The sequence below is a fragment of the Klebsiella sp. MISC125 genome (assembly GCF_051131775.1).
Lineage (GTDB): Bacteria > Pseudomonadota > Gammaproteobacteria > Enterobacterales > Enterobacteriaceae > Klebsiella.
The window spans coordinates 799,052-812,128 of record NZ_CP180448.1; the positions used below are offsets into that span (position 1 = coordinate 799,052).

Below are 13,077 nucleotides of genomic sequence, written 5' to 3' on the forward strand. Positions count from 1 at the left end.
TCCGCCGCATGCTTTGCGGCGGTGCAGGCTGCCCTGCGGTGGGGCAGAAGGTTAGTCGAGCTGGGAAATCTCCATTGCCGCGCGGTCAATCACGCCGATAATTTGCTTCAATTGCGCTTCGGTAATTTCCTGCTGATTGACTCTTAAATCCAGTACCGCTTTGAAGTTTTCCAGCGCGCGCTTCATCTGCGGGTTTTTACGCAGTTCACAGCCCACCATGCGGGCCTGTAGCCTGGCCTGGATATGCTCCAGATGTTCCTGGTTTTCAGCATGCAGCTGGCTGCCCTCGGCGGTAATAGCGATTTTTTTGCGCCCGTTCTCGTCGGCAACGCTGATCAAACCCTGGTCCTGAAGGAGGTCGAGCGTCGGGTAGATAACGCCGGGACTCGGGCTGTAGTTACCCTGGGTCAGGGTTTCAATCTCTTTGATTAGCTCGTAACCGTGGCTGGCGTTGCGGGTGAGGATATCCAGAATAACCAGACGCAGCTCGCCGTGACCAAAGAAGCGCTGACGGCGTCCGCCACCTCCGCCTCTGCGGCCATGTTCGCTATGTTCGCTATGTTCACCGTGGCGTCCACGTGGCCCACGTCCTTCTTCGTGATGATGTCTCATGTTTTGTTCCTGTGTTGTTTTGATATATCTAATTTATATCTAAAAAATATTTCATGGCAACTCTGTAATCAATTTATTTTTTATAATGTTGATATTTAAAGGTTTATTTTGGTTTTTTGACTTTTGTGGCGTTTTGTTATGCTTATATCAAAAAATGCTTGCATTCTTTTTTAATGGCAATCATTATCATTTGCAAGATTTTTAGATATATCTATTTACTGTTCACGAAGGCGACTGAAAATGACAACGACAAATCAACCTAAATATCCGCAACGCGTGCGTAACGAGCTGCGTTTTCGTGAGTTAACCGTGCTGCGCATCGAGCGTATCGGTCGCGCTTTCCAGCGCATCGTGCTGGGTGGAGAGGCGCTGAATGGCTTTGTTTCCCAGGGGTTTGACGACCATACCAAGCTCTTTTTCCCCGAAGCAGGATCTGCGTTTACCCCGCCAGAGGTGACGGATGAAGGCATTAACTGGGGCGAGGGCGTGCGTCCGGCGACCCGCGACTATACGCCGTTGTACGATGCTGAACGTCATGAGCTGGCGTACGACTTCTTTATTCACGATGGCGGTATCGCCAGCAGCTGGGCGCTGGCGGCGAAAGTCGGTGATAAGCTGGTGATCGGCGGTCCGCGTGGTTCGCTGGTGGTGCCGGAGGATTACGCCTGGCAATTGTACGTCACCGATGAGTCCGGAATGCCCGCGCTGCGCCGCCGTCTGTTAGGGTTACAGCTGCTCCCGACGCGCCCGCAGGTGACGGCGATTGTGACCATTGGCGATGAGTCTTACAAAGATTATCTGGCGGATCTCAACGGCTTTAATATTGAGTGGGTGGTGGGGCATAACTCATCTGCCGTGGCTGAGCGCCTGGCGCAGGTGGTGGTTCCGGCGGAAGACTATTTTATCTGGGTGACCGGGGAAGGGGCGGTGGTGAAATCGCTGCTGGCGCGCTTTGAAGGTGAAGAGATTGACCCGCAGCTGGTGCGTTCTCAGGCCTATTGGCACAGTAAGTAAGCGCGGAGAAAACCCGGGTTGCGGCTGACGCCTTACCCGGGCTACGAAAGAGAATTGCGCGGTGGTTTTCCCGGAGGCGATGCTGCGCATCTGTCCGGGCCACCGTCCCGCAGGGCGTTCTGTTAGCTGCGTTATTTCTGCGCCAGCGCTTTAAATACCATTGCCACCGCGTGGGCGCCGGGGTCCATATTGCCGCGCAGGCTATCGCTGTTCAGATACGACGCGCGCCCGGCGTTGGCTTTGCTGGCGTGAAGGGTACGATCTGCGCCCGCCTGCGCCGCCGTGAAAGCAGCTTGCAGGTTTGCCGGTTCCACCAGCAGCGCTGCCAATGCCGGTTGCAGGGCGTCGATCATGGTACGGTCGCCTTCATCTGCGCCGCCGTAAAATTTCATCTGCGCCAGACCTGCGTTCAGCGCTTCGGCGACGTTCGCTCCCTGCTCCAGCTTCTGCCCGGCGGCGGTGAAGAAAATCGACATCAGCACGCCGCTGGAGCCACCCATCACGACGGTCAGGCGCTCGCCAATTAAGGCAAATAGCGTGGCGAGGTTATCCAGTGGCAGCTGCTGGCGCTGTAATAAATCGGCGATGTCGCGCGCCCCGGCAGCGAAAGTGGAGCCGGTATCGCCGTCGCCGACTTTGGCATCTAGCGCGTTGAGGTCTGCTTCCAGATCGGACAGCGTGCTGGTCACCTGCTCAACATAGCCCGCCACCACGCTATTCTGTGAAGGCTCAAACTCTACGCGAGTGCTGCGCAGCGATGACGGCATCACGTTGATTTCACGCGGCTGCACCGGCGTCTGCCAGCCTGCGGTTTCTACCGCAGAAAGCAGCGCTTTCTCGATGCTTTCCTCTAGCACGATGGCGGTGAGGGAGAAGCCTTTCATATCCAGCGCGGTCACCAGCGAGGCCGGGCCAATCAGCCAGTCGATACGCTGGCGCAGCGGAGTATTCGCCAGCTCACGGGTCAGAATCGCCATTTCGGCAATCGACACGCCGCCGAGGTTGTTGATCATCACCGCCAGGCGGCCGGTTTCCGGCAGGGCGGCGGTGAGTTTCTCAACCATCAGGCCTACGATTTCCGCGCTGTTCTGGGTAGCGATAACCGAAGCGCCCGGTTCGCCGTGGATCCCCATCCCCAGTTCGGCCTGGTCGGGATGATGGCGCGGTGTCGATTCCGCATCCTGCGGCAGATGGCAGCTGGAGAGCGCCAGGCCAAGGCTGACGGTATGGTTGGCGGCATACTGCGCCTCACGCAGCACGGTTGCCAGATTATGACCGCGTTCGGCAAAGTAGCCCGCCACTTTATGCACCAGGATCGTCCCGGCGATGCCGCGCGGATGTTTGTTATCCGGCAGCGAAATATCATCACCGACGATCAGCATTTCAACGTTATAGCCCAGGCGACGCGCTTTCTCCGCCGCAAGGCCGAAGTTCAGGCGATCGCCGGTATAGTTCTTCACGATCAGCAGGCAGCCCGCTTCGCCGGTCACCGCCTGAATGGCGGTCAGTACCGCATCGACGCTCGGCGAAGCAAATAGATCGCCGCAGACGGCGGCGGTCAGCATCCCTTTACCGACAAACCCCGCGTGCGCCGGTTCGTGACCGGAACCGCCGCCGGAGATCACCGCCACGTTATTTTTGTCGAGATCGCGGCGCACCACCACGCGAATGGCGGGATCGCTCTCCAGCCGGGCCAGATTGTTCCACGGGCTGGCGATAATGGTCCCTTCAATCACTTCGTTGACGAGGTTGGCGCGCTGATTAAAAAAGAATTGAGACATAACGGATCCTGGATATTGAGCAAAAAGCCGGAGGACTGGCCCCCGGCAGCGAAAAGGTGGGTGGCAAGCTACCCGCGAATAATGCGTTTGCCGGGAATATCGAGCGTGACGGTATCGCCGTTTTGCAACGTGTTCAGCGCTTCACCCTGCTGGCAAAGCATGGCGATGCCGGCCTGACGGGCGATAATCGCGCCATGAGAAAGTTCGCTGCCCGCCTGGAGGCAGATGCCCTTGACCTGCCGGGCGTCGAGTTGCAGCACGGTAGAGGGGAAGATATCGTCGGCAACGAGAATTGTTGGCCCGCTAAATTGTGGCAACGGCTCACTGCGGTCTTGAAGGTGGCGCAGCGTTCGATGCAAAATATCTTCAATATCAATATAGCGCGCTTGCAGGTAGGCATCGTCGAGATAGCGATACTGCTGGCTTAAATCGACCAGCACCTGATACCACGCCCACTCAGCGCAACACTGTTCATCGCGCACGATATCGCAGGCGGCTTCGAATAAATCAGGGTCGTCGAGCAGGGTATGATGCCCGGAGAAGATTGCCGCGATATCGGCGCAATACTTCTCTTCCGCCTGCGTGGTCAACGCGCTAAGGTCTTCCAGCGTCTGGTCGATGGCTCGTTTCAGGCGTAGTTGCTGCTGGCCAGTATCGCCGCAATTTTCCCGCTCTACCGCAGCATGCGGCTGCGGATACCGCGCTACGCGGCCCTGTACGCTAGCGGCGGTAGTGGGTTGAACCGCAGGCGATGCGCCCGTTTGCTCGCCGAAGTTGTCTGCCGCCAGAGCCTGAAATGCCGCCAGCGCGGCGTCGGCGTCCGGGCCTCGGGCCAGTAGCCGTAAGGTATCGTTGCAGCGAACCTGGAGCAGGGCGATTTGGTTGAGGCTATCCGGGGTCGCGCATTTCCCCTCTTTTTCCAGCACCAGCTCGGCATTGAACCCGGTTAGCGCGGCGACCAGCTTTGATGCCGGGCGAACGTGCAGGCCGTTGTGGTTTTTAATGACCACCGAAACGGAGCGCGCATCGGTCAGCGCGGCGACGGTAGAAGAGGATTGCGGTTGCGATGGTAATCCCAGCTGTACGCGCTTTGCCTCCAGCGCATTCATGGCGTCTTCGATCACCTTATCGATATTGGCTCCGGCAGCGGCGCTGACCGTCGCTGCCAGGGTGCCTTCGACCAGCGGTGCGGCACACAGCCGAACCTTCGCGGCAATCGCCGGATCGAGCAGATCCAGTGCGGTTTCGGCGCTGAGCAGGGCGCTGCCGATATCCATCATCACCAGCACATGATCGGTGTCGGCAACGGATTCAATCGCTTCCATGACCTTAATTGGATCGGTGCCGATCGGGCTTGTAGGATCGTCAATCCCGGCGGCGATCGCCAGCTTACAGCCGTCGTTCATTAACATCTGCCGGGCCAGTTCTCCGACACCTTCGCCCAACTGGGCGCTATGAGAAACAATAACCAGGTTTACCATCGCGTTTTCCTTACTCTTTTGCTGCCGCTGCCAGCATCTGAACCATAAACATCACCGAGGTTGCTCCCGGATCCTGATGTCCAATGCTGCGCTCGCCGAGGTAGCTGGCGCGGCCTTTGCGGGCCTGCATGGTGATCGTGGCGTGGACGGCGGCTTGTGCCTGTTCGCAGGCGGCATCCAGCGCGCTTTGTATCGACAGGTGCTGCTCGCTCGACTGACGCAATGATTCCGCCACTGGCAGCCAGACGTCGCACATGGTTTTATCCCCCGGCTCCGCTTTGCCGCGATTGACCACGCCGTCCGCACCTTCGCGGATCGTTTGATAAAGCTCATCCAGGGTCAGGCTTTGATGGGCCTGGGTCACCTGGGCGGCGCGAATAAAGAAGGTACCGAATAGCGGGCCGCTGGCTCCACCGACGTTGGAGAGCAGCGTCATGCCGGTGTTCTTCAGAATGAAGCCAATGTCTTTATCGGCAATGGACGGCAGCTTTTCTACCACCTTGCTAAAACCGCGATGCATATTCAGGCCGTGGTCGGCGTCGCCAATTTCTCTGTCCAGACCGGTTAAAAAATCACTCTCTTTGGTGAATATTTCACCGCAGCGATAGAGCCAGTCTACGATTTGTGTTCTGCTTAATGACATGTCGTGCTCCTTATTTTCCCCAGTTTAGCGCCGGGGTGTGAACCGGGGCGTCCCATAATGCCAGCGTCTCGTCATCGGCTTTGAGCAGGGTGATGGAAAAACCCACCATGTCCAGAGAGGTACAGTAGCTGCCGATAAGATTGCGTTCGATAACGATGCCGGTTTCCTCGCAGCGCTGCGCCAGGCGGCTGTAGACGCCGTACAGTTCTGATAGCGGCGTCGCGCCGAGGTTGTTGACCAGGGCGATGACGCGATCACCTTTTTGCAATGCTTTTTTCGCCTGCGGTACGTCCTGCCATGCGCCTTTGACGTTATCCCACTGGCGCAGCGTGCGGCTGTAGGTGCCGTTCTCCAGTAGGGTTTCGAACATTTCATCGACGGTGCGATCGAGGGAAGTGAAGCGGCGGCGATCGATGCCCGGTTCGCCGTGAATACCCACGCCGAACTCCATTTCGTCATCCTGTAATTCGAATGAGGGCTGCCCGGCGGCCGGGACGGTACAGGCGCCGAGCGCGATACCTATAGAGTGACCGAGGTTGTTGAGACTACGCCCCAGTTCGGCGCAGTCTTGCAAAGAGTCGCCGCGTTCAGCCGCCGCGCCAACCAGCTTCTCAATCAGCACGGTATTGGCAACCCCGCGACGCCCGGCGGTGTACAGGCTGTCTTTTACCGCCACGTCGTCATCGATCACGACGGTGGTAACCTTCACACCGCTTTCATGCAGTAGTTCGGTGGCGGTTTCGAAGTTAAGAATGTCGCCAGTATAGTTTTTGATAATCAGCAGTACGCCTTCGCCGCCGTCGATGTTCATGGCGCATTCGAACATTTTATCCGGCGTAGGGGAGGTGAAAATCTCACCCGGGCAGGCACCGGAGAGCATCCCCTTGCCGATATAGCCGCAATGCATCGGCTCATGACCGCTGCCGCCGCCGGAGAGTAGCGCCACTTTTCCCGCGACCGGGGCATCGGCACGGGTCACGTAGACCGGGTCCTGGTGAAGCGTGAGTTCAGGGTGCGCTTTCGCCAGGCCAGCTAATTGTTCACTCAGTACATCTTCGACACGGTTAATCAGTTTTTTCATTGCTTATTCTCCGTCGGAGGTTGCCGATGCGGCCTCTCTGCTGACGGAGGCGGTCATCGTGTAGGGGTACCGCCTGACGATATGCGATATCCGGCGATGTATTGATTCTGGCTGAGTTAGCGGAAAAAAAAATCGTCATAAAACGGGTTTCATTACGGAACGCGATTGTTATTTTATGTTCCTTAATGAAACATTTTTAATCAGGGAAATGGAAAAATGCGACGCAAAGCTATTTTTCTACCTCGCTTTACATACCCGGAAGGCGCTGGCAAAGAAATAGTTTTTGCTGCTAATGCTGCCTGTACTGGTGGAAAACACGACCAGTCATTCGGTTTCAGACCTGTTTTTATGCCAAACGAGCGGATCGGGATCGCAATCCCAGCGTTTGATGTGAATTTACGTTCCAATATGAAACGATAATTTTTGTTATCTGTTTCATATCGGGACAAAAATGCGAAACATTTTTTTGCCCGCCGCTCGCCCTACAGTGATGACATCGCTCAGGTAGCGCTTTCATTCCCGCTCTTAATACGAGGCTGGAAGAAGAGATGCCGGGGCTCATCATGTAAAACATGCACTTATTTGAGGGTGAACGGAATGCTAAAAGTTATTCAATCTCCAGCCAAATATCTCCAGGGTCCAGATGCCTCCACTCTGTTTGGTCAGTACGCTAAAAACCTGGCGGACAGCTTTTTCGTGATTGCCGATGACTTCGTGATGAAGCTGGCGGGAGATAAAGTGTTGAATGGCCTGAACAGCCACAATATCAGCTGCCATGCTGAGCGCTTTAACGGTGAGTGCAGCCATGTTGAAATCAATCGCCTGATTGCCATTCTGAAACAGCACGGCTGTCGCGGCGTAGTGGGTATTGGCGGCGGGAAAACGCTCGATACGGCGAAAGCGATTGGTTATTACCAGAAGCTACCGGTGGTGGTGATCCCAACGATTGCCTCCACCGATGCGCCAACCAGCGCGCTGTCGGTTATCTACACCGAAGCCGGTGAGTTTGAAGAGTACCTGATTTACCCGAAAAACCCGGATATGGTGGTGATGGATACGGAAATTATCGCTAAAGCGCCGGTACGTCTGCTGGTGGCCGGGATGGGTGATGCGCTTTCAACCTGGTTTGAAGCGAAGGCCTGCTATGACTCCAGAGCCACCAGTATGGCGGGCGGTCAGTCTACGGCGGCGGCCTTGAGCCTGGCGCGCCTGTGCTATGATACGCTGCTGGCGGAAGGGGAAAAAGCCCGTCTCGCCGCTCAGGCCGGGGTCGTCACCGATGCGCTGGAGCGCATTGTTGAAGCGAATACCTACCTCAGCGGTATCGGCTTTGAAAGCAGCGGTCTGGCCGCGGCGCACGCCATTCACAACGGTTTCACCATCCTCGAAGAGTGCCATCATTTGTACCACGGCGAAAAAGTTGCTTTTGGCACCCTGGCGCAGCTGGTGCTGCAAAACAGCCCAATGGAAGAGATCGAAACCGTGCTGAACTTCTGCCAGAAAGTTGGCCTGCCGGTGACTTTGGCGCAGATGGGCGTGAAAGAGGGTATCGATGAGAAAATTCAGGCGGTAGCGAAAGCGACCTGCGCTGAAGGCGAAACCATCCACAATATGCCGTTCCCGGTCAGCGCCCAGAGCGTGCATGCGGCGATTCTGACCGCTGACCTGCTTGGGCAGCAGTGGCTGGCGCGTTAATTTAGCGTCGGCCTGCCCGGCCTGGCTAAAATATCCCTTCGGCGGTTTCCGTCGAAGGGTTTGTCGTTTTTAACACAGCGGAAATGGATATGACGGCGCAGACTCAACGCTTTCCTTCGGTGATAACTCAGTCATGGCATCGTTGCAGCAAGTTTATGCAGCGGGAAACCTGGCAGGCGCCGCATCAGGCGCAGGGACTGACCTTTGAATCGATTTGCCGGCGCAAGACCGCGCTGCTGACGATTGGTCAGGCGGCGCTGGAAGATGCCTGGGAGTTTATGGATAGCCGTCCCTGCGCGTTATTTATTCTCGATGAGTCCGCCTGTATTCTCAGCCGCTGCGGCGATCCGCAGACTATCGCCCAACTGGCGGAACTGGGGTTTCTCGACGGCAGCTACTGTGCAGAAAGCATTATCGGCAGCTGCGCGCTCTCGCTGGCCTCAATGCTCGGACAGCCGGTAAAAACCTCTGGCGATCAGCATTTTAAGCAGGTTCTGCATGGTTGGTCGTTCAGCTCCACGCCGGTGTTTGATAACCACGGACGCCTGTTTGGCTCCATTTCGCTGTGTTGCCAGATTGAAGAGCAGGCCACGTCGGATTTGTCCCTGACCCTCGCCATCGCGCGGGAAGTCGGTAACTCTCTGCTCACCGATAGCCTGCTGGCCGAGTCGAACCGCCATCTTAACCAGATGTATGGTCTGCTGGAGAGCATGGATGATGGGGTGATGGCCTGGAACGAGCAGGGCGTTTTGCAGTTTCTTAACGTGCAGGCCGCAACGCTGTTGCACCTCGATGCGCAGGCCAGCCAGGGGAAAAATATCAATGACCTGGTGACGCTTCCGGCTCTGCTGCGTCGGGCAATTAAGCACGCGCGCGGGCTGAATCACGTTGAAGTCACCTTTGAGAGTCAGCATCAGTTTATTGATGCGGTAATCACCCTCAAACCGATTGTTGAAGAGCAGGGCAACAGCTTTATTTTGCTGCTGCATCCTGTTGAGCAGATGCGCCAGCTGATGACCAGCCAGCTTGGCAAAGTGAGCCATACCTTTGAACAGATGTCGGCGGACGATCCGGAAACACGACGGCTGATTCACTTTGGCCGCCAGGCGGCGCGCGGCGCTTTTCCGGTACTGCTGTGTGGTGAAGAAGGTGTGGGTAAAGAACTGCTCAGCCAGGCGATTCATAATGAGAGCGAGCGGGGCGGTGGACCGTATATCGCGGTCAACTGCCAGCTGTATGCCGACAGCGTATTGGGTCAGGATTTTATGGGGAGCGCGCCGACGGACGATGAAAACGGGCGTCTTAGCCGTCTTGAGCTGGCCAACGGCGGGACGCTGTTTCTGGAAAAAATCGAGTATCTGGCACCGGAGCTGCAATCCGCGCTGTTGCAGGTTATCAAGCAGGGTGTGTTAACCCGCCTGGATGCCCGTCGGCTGATCCCGGTGGACGTTAAAGTCATTGCCACCACCACCGTTGACCTTGCCAATCTGGTAGAGCAAAACCGCTTTAGCCGCCAGCTTTACTACGCGCTGCATTCGTTTGAGATCGTCATTCCGCCGCTGCGGGCACGGCGCAACAGTATTCCATCGTTAGTGCATAATCGCCTGAAGAGCCTGGAAAAACGGTTTTCATCGCGTCTGAAGGTGGACGACGATGCCCTGGCGCAGTTGGTAGCCTACTCCTGGCCGGGCAATGATTTTGAACTGAACAGCATTATCGAGAACATTGCTATCAGCAGCGAAAACGGCCATATCCGCCTGAGCAATCTGCCGGAGTATCTGTTTGCCGAGCGCCACGGCACCGATGTCAGTTCGTCGCTACTACCCGCTAGCCTGACCTTTAGCGCTATCGAGAAAGAGGCGATTATCCATGCCGCTCGCGTAACCAGCGGACGGGTGCAGGAGATGTCGCAGCTACTGAATATTGGCCGCACCACGCTATGGCGCAAGATGAAACAGTACGATATTGATGCCAGCCAGTTTAAGCGCAGGCATCTGGAATAGTTTCTTCGATTCTGGCCATCGAGAAGAGCGCATCGGATAAGCGGTTGATGTAGCGCTTGAGATCATCGCGCACGGCAAGCGTTCTGCCCGCCGCCGTTAGAATACGCTCCAGCCGACGCGCCAGCGTTCGCGCGACGTGCAGCTGCGCGGACGCCAGGTTTTTCCCCGGGATGACAAACTCTTTGAGCGGGCCGCTTTGCGCCATATTGCGGTCAATTATCTTCTCAAGAGACTGAATATCCTCGGTATTAATCGTCTGCGTTAAGCGAACGAGACCTTTCTCATCGCTGGCGAGTTCCGCGCCCAGCACAAACAGCATCTTCTGCATGGCGTGCAGATCCTGGCGTAATTCTACCTGGCGAGTGCTGGCATAGCAGACGCCAAGCTGTGAAATCAGTTCATCCACCGTGCCGTAGGCGTTAACGCGAATGTCGTCTTTGTCGATACGGCTGCCACCAAACAGCGCGGTAGTACCTTTATCGCCGGTTCGGGTATAGATGCGGTACATTTATTTTATCTCGCTGAAGGGAAGCACTTTGACCAGTTGACCGGCATTGACGCCGAGCGTGCGGATTTGCCCGATTCCGCCGGCAATATGTCCGCGGACCAGCGCCCGTACCTCGGGCAACTGGGCATGCGTTAAGGCAATATCACCCGTAGAGTTGAGGCCGAGACCAACGCGCAGCGTCGAACTTTTGGCCGCCAGTTTACTTAACGCCAGCGCGCAATCATTCCCGTCGTAACAGATAGCCAGGCACGGGACGCCTTGTTCCTCCAGCCCCCAGCATAGTTCATCAAGCTCACGGGTATCCTGCCAGCATGAGTGATAAAACAGATGTACGCTCGGTGATGAAAGTGACATTGCGTCCCCCTTTTATTTATCAGAAAGCCTGGCGGAAGATTTCGGCGATCTCTTTCTCATTACCCTTGCGCGGGTTCGAGAACGCATTGCCGTCTTTCAGCGCCATTTCCGCCATGTAAGGGAAATCGGCCTCTTTCACACCCAGTTCTTTCAGATGCTGCGGAATACCGATATCGGCAGAGAGGCGGGCGATGGCGCGAATGGCCTGCTCGGCAGCGTCCATCGTTGACAGTCCGTCAGTGTTTTCCCCCATAAATCCGGCGATATCCGCAAATTTTTCCGGGTTGGCAATCAGGTTATAGCGCGCAACGTGGGGTAGCAGAACGGCGTTCGCTACCCCATGTGGCATGTCGTACAGGCCGCCGAGCTGGTGTGCCATGGCGTGAACATAGCCGAGGTTGGCGTTGTTGAAGGCCATACCCGCCAGTAGAGAGGCGTAGGCCATGTTCTCGCGGGCTTTCAGATTGCTGCCCAGCGCCACCGCCTGGCGTAAGTTACGGGCGATTAGGCGAATCGCCTGGATTGCTGCGGCATCGGTCACCGGGTTGGCATCTTTGGAAATATAGGCCTCCACAGCATGGGTCAGGGCATCCATTCCGGTAGCGGCAGTCAGCGGTGCTGGTTTGCCGAGCATTAGCAGCGGGTCATTAATGGAGACCGACGGCAGGTTACGCCAGCTGACAATGACGAATTTCACTTTTGTTTTGGTATTGGTCAACACGCAGTGGCGGGTGACTTCGCTGGCGGTACCAGCGGTGGTATTCACCGCCACGATCGGCGGCAGCGGGTTGGTCAGGGTTTCAATACCTGCGTAGTTGTAAAGCTCGCCTTCGTGAGTAGCCGCGATGCCAATCCCTTTACCACAGTCATGCGGACTGCCGCCGCCGACGGTGACGATAATATCGCACTGCTCTCTACGAAAAACCTCCAGACCGTCGCGCACGTTGGTATCTTTTGGATTTGGCTCGACGCCATCAAAAATAACCACCTCAATACCCGCTTCACGCAGATGTTCGAGCGTTTTATCTACCGCACCGTCTTTAATTGACCGCAGGCCTTTATCGGTCACCAGCAACGCTTTTTTCCCGCCCAGCAGTTTGCAGCGCTCGCCAACCACGGAAACGGCATTGGGGCCAAAAAAATTCACGTTTGGCACCAGGTAATCAAACATACGATAGCTCATAATATACCTTCTTAGATTTGAATTATAATTCAGAGAAACAATTCAGTGCAGTTTCAGCTAATAACATGTCCTGTTCAACGGTACCACCGCTTACGCCAATGGCACCGATTAATTTACCGTTAAATATGACAGGCAAGCCGCCGCCAAAAATAACGATTCGCTGTTGGTTAGTTAGCTGTAAACCATAGAGTGAAGCACCTGGCTGTACCGCATCAGTAATTTCATGAGTGCCCTGTCGCAGGCAGCAGGCGGTATAAGCTTTATTAAGTGAAATATCACAGCTGGTGACAAACGCGTCGTCCATGCGTTGCATCAGCAGCGTGTTTCCGCCGTGATCCACCACGGAAAAGACCACCGGGACGTTGATTTCAAGCGCTTTAGCCTCGACGGTTAGCGCCATTTTCTTTGCTGCCGCTAGCGTGATAGTGGCGATTTGTTGACTCTTATTCACAATATCTCCTGTCAAGGTATAGGGCTGAGGTCGCGAAAAATATCACGCTTCAGACATTATTTTATCGTTGGTTTTTCTTTATTCTCGCGCTGTAGGTTATTAAGTCAATAGTGCGAAAAAAGTGTCAGGAGCCAGTTTATTCTTGGTGTCAGATGTTTATTGATAATGATCATTTAACCTGGTCACATTTCGTTGTGACTGCTCTAAATTTTCGTTTCATAATGAAACTCTCAAGTTTTATTTTGTATCAGATTGGAACGTAATTAATTTT

Annotated in this window: 13 protein-coding genes; 4 read left to right on the top strand and 9 right to left on the bottom strand. The window is 55.7% G+C overall.

The annotated features are described in order from the left end of the window. Window positions 1-51: 51 nt before the first annotated feature. Window positions 52-612: a PadR family transcriptional regulator gene (locus tag ACMYSL_RS03830; protein ID WP_434661403.1), complete on the bottom strand. Its 561-nt coding sequence runs from the start codon at window positions 610-612 to the stop codon at window positions 52-54. Between the two features lie 240 nt (window positions 613-852). Between ACMYSL_RS03830 and ACMYSL_RS03835 the strand changes: the two genes are divergently transcribed. Beyond that, window positions 853-1,626, top strand: a complete 774-nt coding sequence (locus ACMYSL_RS03835) for a siderophore-interacting protein (protein WP_110272979.1) — start codon at window positions 853-855, stop codon at window positions 1,624-1,626. 131 nt (window positions 1,627-1,757) lie between these two features. Here the strand turns inward: ACMYSL_RS03835 and ACMYSL_RS03840 are convergent, their stop codons facing one another. The 4 genes from ACMYSL_RS03840 to dhaK all read right to left on the bottom strand — a co-directional run bounded on the left by ACMYSL_RS03840 (window position 1,758) and on the right by dhaK (window position 6,612). Further along, on the bottom strand, window positions 1,758-3,407 hold the full coding sequence (locus tag ACMYSL_RS03840; RefSeq protein ID WP_434661404.1) for a glycerone kinase: 1,650 nt from the start codon (window positions 3,405-3,407) through the stop codon (window positions 1,758-1,760). Between the two features lie 68 nt (window positions 3,408-3,475). After that, complete coding sequence (gene dhaM / locus ACMYSL_RS03845) at window positions 3,476-4,888, bottom strand: dihydroxyacetone kinase phosphoryl donor subunit DhaM (RefSeq protein WP_434661405.1); 1,413 nt, start codon at window positions 4,886-4,888, stop codon at window positions 3,476-3,478. 10 nt (window positions 4,889-4,898) lie between these two features. Further along, window positions 4,899-5,531 carry a dihydroxyacetone kinase subunit DhaL gene (gene dhaL, locus ACMYSL_RS03850; protein ID WP_110272982.1) on the bottom strand — a complete coding sequence of 211 codons (633 nt, stop codon included), beginning with the start codon at window positions 5,529-5,531 and terminating at the stop codon, window positions 4,899-4,901. A gap of 10 nt (window positions 5,532-5,541) precedes the next feature. Then, window positions 5,542-6,612 (bottom strand): dihydroxyacetone kinase subunit DhaK, encoded by a 1,071-nt coding sequence (dhaK, locus tag ACMYSL_RS03855; protein ID WP_304253693.1) that lies wholly within the window; start codon window positions 6,610-6,612, stop codon window positions 5,542-5,544. A 216-nt stretch (window positions 6,613-6,828) separates the two neighbouring features. On the opposite strand from dhaK, the gene ACMYSL_RS03860 reads away from it, so the two are divergent. From ACMYSL_RS03860 to dhaR, 3 genes are all read left to right on the top strand, one after another. Beyond that, complete coding sequence (locus ACMYSL_RS03860) at window positions 6,829-7,032, top strand: hypothetical protein (protein WP_434661407.1); 204 nt, start codon at window positions 6,829-6,831, stop codon at window positions 7,030-7,032. Window positions 7,033-7,209: 177 nt separating this feature from the next. Beyond that, a complete protein-coding gene (locus ACMYSL_RS03865; RefSeq protein ID WP_434661408.1) occupies window positions 7,210-8,307 on the top strand; it encodes a glycerol dehydrogenase in 1,098 nt (365 codons plus the stop codon). A gap of 89 nt (window positions 8,308-8,396) precedes the next feature. Next, window positions 8,397-10,310 (top strand): dihydroxyacetone kinase operon transcriptional regulator DhaR, encoded by a 1,914-nt coding sequence (gene dhaR / locus ACMYSL_RS03870; RefSeq protein ID WP_434661409.1) that lies wholly within the window; start codon window positions 8,397-8,399, stop codon window positions 10,308-10,310. Here the strand turns inward: dhaR and ACMYSL_RS03875 are convergent. From ACMYSL_RS03875 to ACMYSL_RS03890, 4 genes are read right to left on the bottom strand one after another with little or no spacing between them, the layout of a single operon-like run. Further along, window positions 10,288-10,818, bottom strand: coding sequence for a cob(I)yrinic acid a,c-diamide adenosyltransferase (locus ACMYSL_RS03875; RefSeq protein WP_434661410.1), 531 nt, complete (start codon window positions 10,816-10,818; stop codon window positions 10,288-10,290). The genes dhaR and ACMYSL_RS03875 overlap by 23 nt on opposite strands. Beyond that, on the bottom strand, window positions 10,819-11,172 hold the full coding sequence (locus tag ACMYSL_RS03880; protein WP_434661412.1) for a glycerol dehydratase reactivase beta/small subunit family protein: 354 nt from the start codon (window positions 11,170-11,172) through the stop codon (window positions 10,819-10,821). It abuts the gene before it with no gap. A gap of 19 nt (window positions 11,173-11,191) precedes the next feature. Further along, window positions 11,192-12,355, bottom strand: coding sequence for a 1,3-propanediol dehydrogenase (dhaT, locus tag ACMYSL_RS03885; RefSeq protein WP_434661413.1), 1,164 nt, complete (start codon window positions 12,353-12,355; stop codon window positions 11,192-11,194). Between the two features lie 22 nt (window positions 12,356-12,377). Next, window positions 12,378-12,806, bottom strand: coding sequence for a GlcG/HbpS family heme-binding protein (locus ACMYSL_RS03890; protein WP_434661414.1), 429 nt, complete (start codon window positions 12,804-12,806; stop codon window positions 12,378-12,380). Between the last annotated feature and the right edge of the window lie 271 nt (window positions 12,807-13,077).

What these genes read in the sequence shown, in the direction of transcription:
- ACMYSL_RS03830 (WP_434661403.1), bottom strand. Translation starts at nt 612, where the DNA reads ATGAGACATCATCACGAAGAAGGACGTGGGCCACGTGGACGCCACGGT.
- ACMYSL_RS03835 (WP_110272979.1), top strand. Translation starts at nt 853, where the DNA reads ATGACAACGACAAATCAACCTAAATATCCGCAACGCGTGCGTAACGAG.
- ACMYSL_RS03840 (WP_434661404.1), bottom strand. Translation starts at nt 3,407, where the DNA reads ATGTCTCAATTCTTTTTTAATCAGCGCGCCAACCTCGTCAACGAAGTG.
- dhaM (WP_434661405.1), bottom strand. Translation starts at nt 4,888, where the DNA reads ATGGTAAACCTGGTTATTGTTTCTCATAGCGCCCAGTTGGGCGAAGGT.
- dhaL (WP_110272982.1), bottom strand. Translation starts at nt 5,531, where the DNA reads ATGTCATTAAGCAGAACACAAATCGTAGACTGGCTCTATCGCTGCGGT.
- dhaK (WP_304253693.1), bottom strand. Translation starts at nt 6,612, where the DNA reads ATGAAAAAACTGATTAACCGTGTCGAAGATGTACTGAGTGAACAATTA.
- ACMYSL_RS03860 (WP_434661407.1), top strand. Translation starts at nt 6,829, where the DNA reads ATGCGACGCAAAGCTATTTTTCTACCTCGCTTTACATACCCGGAAGGC.
- ACMYSL_RS03865 (WP_434661408.1), top strand. Translation starts at nt 7,210, where the DNA reads ATGCTAAAAGTTATTCAATCTCCAGCCAAATATCTCCAGGGTCCAGAT.
- dhaR (WP_434661409.1), top strand. Translation starts at nt 8,397, where the DNA reads ATGACGGCGCAGACTCAACGCTTTCCTTCGGTGATAACTCAGTCATGG.
- ACMYSL_RS03875 (WP_434661410.1), bottom strand. Translation starts at nt 10,818, where the DNA reads ATGTACCGCATCTATACCCGAACCGGCGATAAAGGTACTACCGCGCTG.
- ACMYSL_RS03880 (WP_434661412.1), bottom strand. Translation starts at nt 11,172, where the DNA reads ATGTCACTTTCATCACCGAGCGTACATCTGTTTTATCACTCATGCTGG.
- dhaT (WP_434661413.1), bottom strand. Translation starts at nt 12,355, where the DNA reads ATGAGCTATCGTATGTTTGATTACCTGGTGCCAAACGTGAATTTTTTT.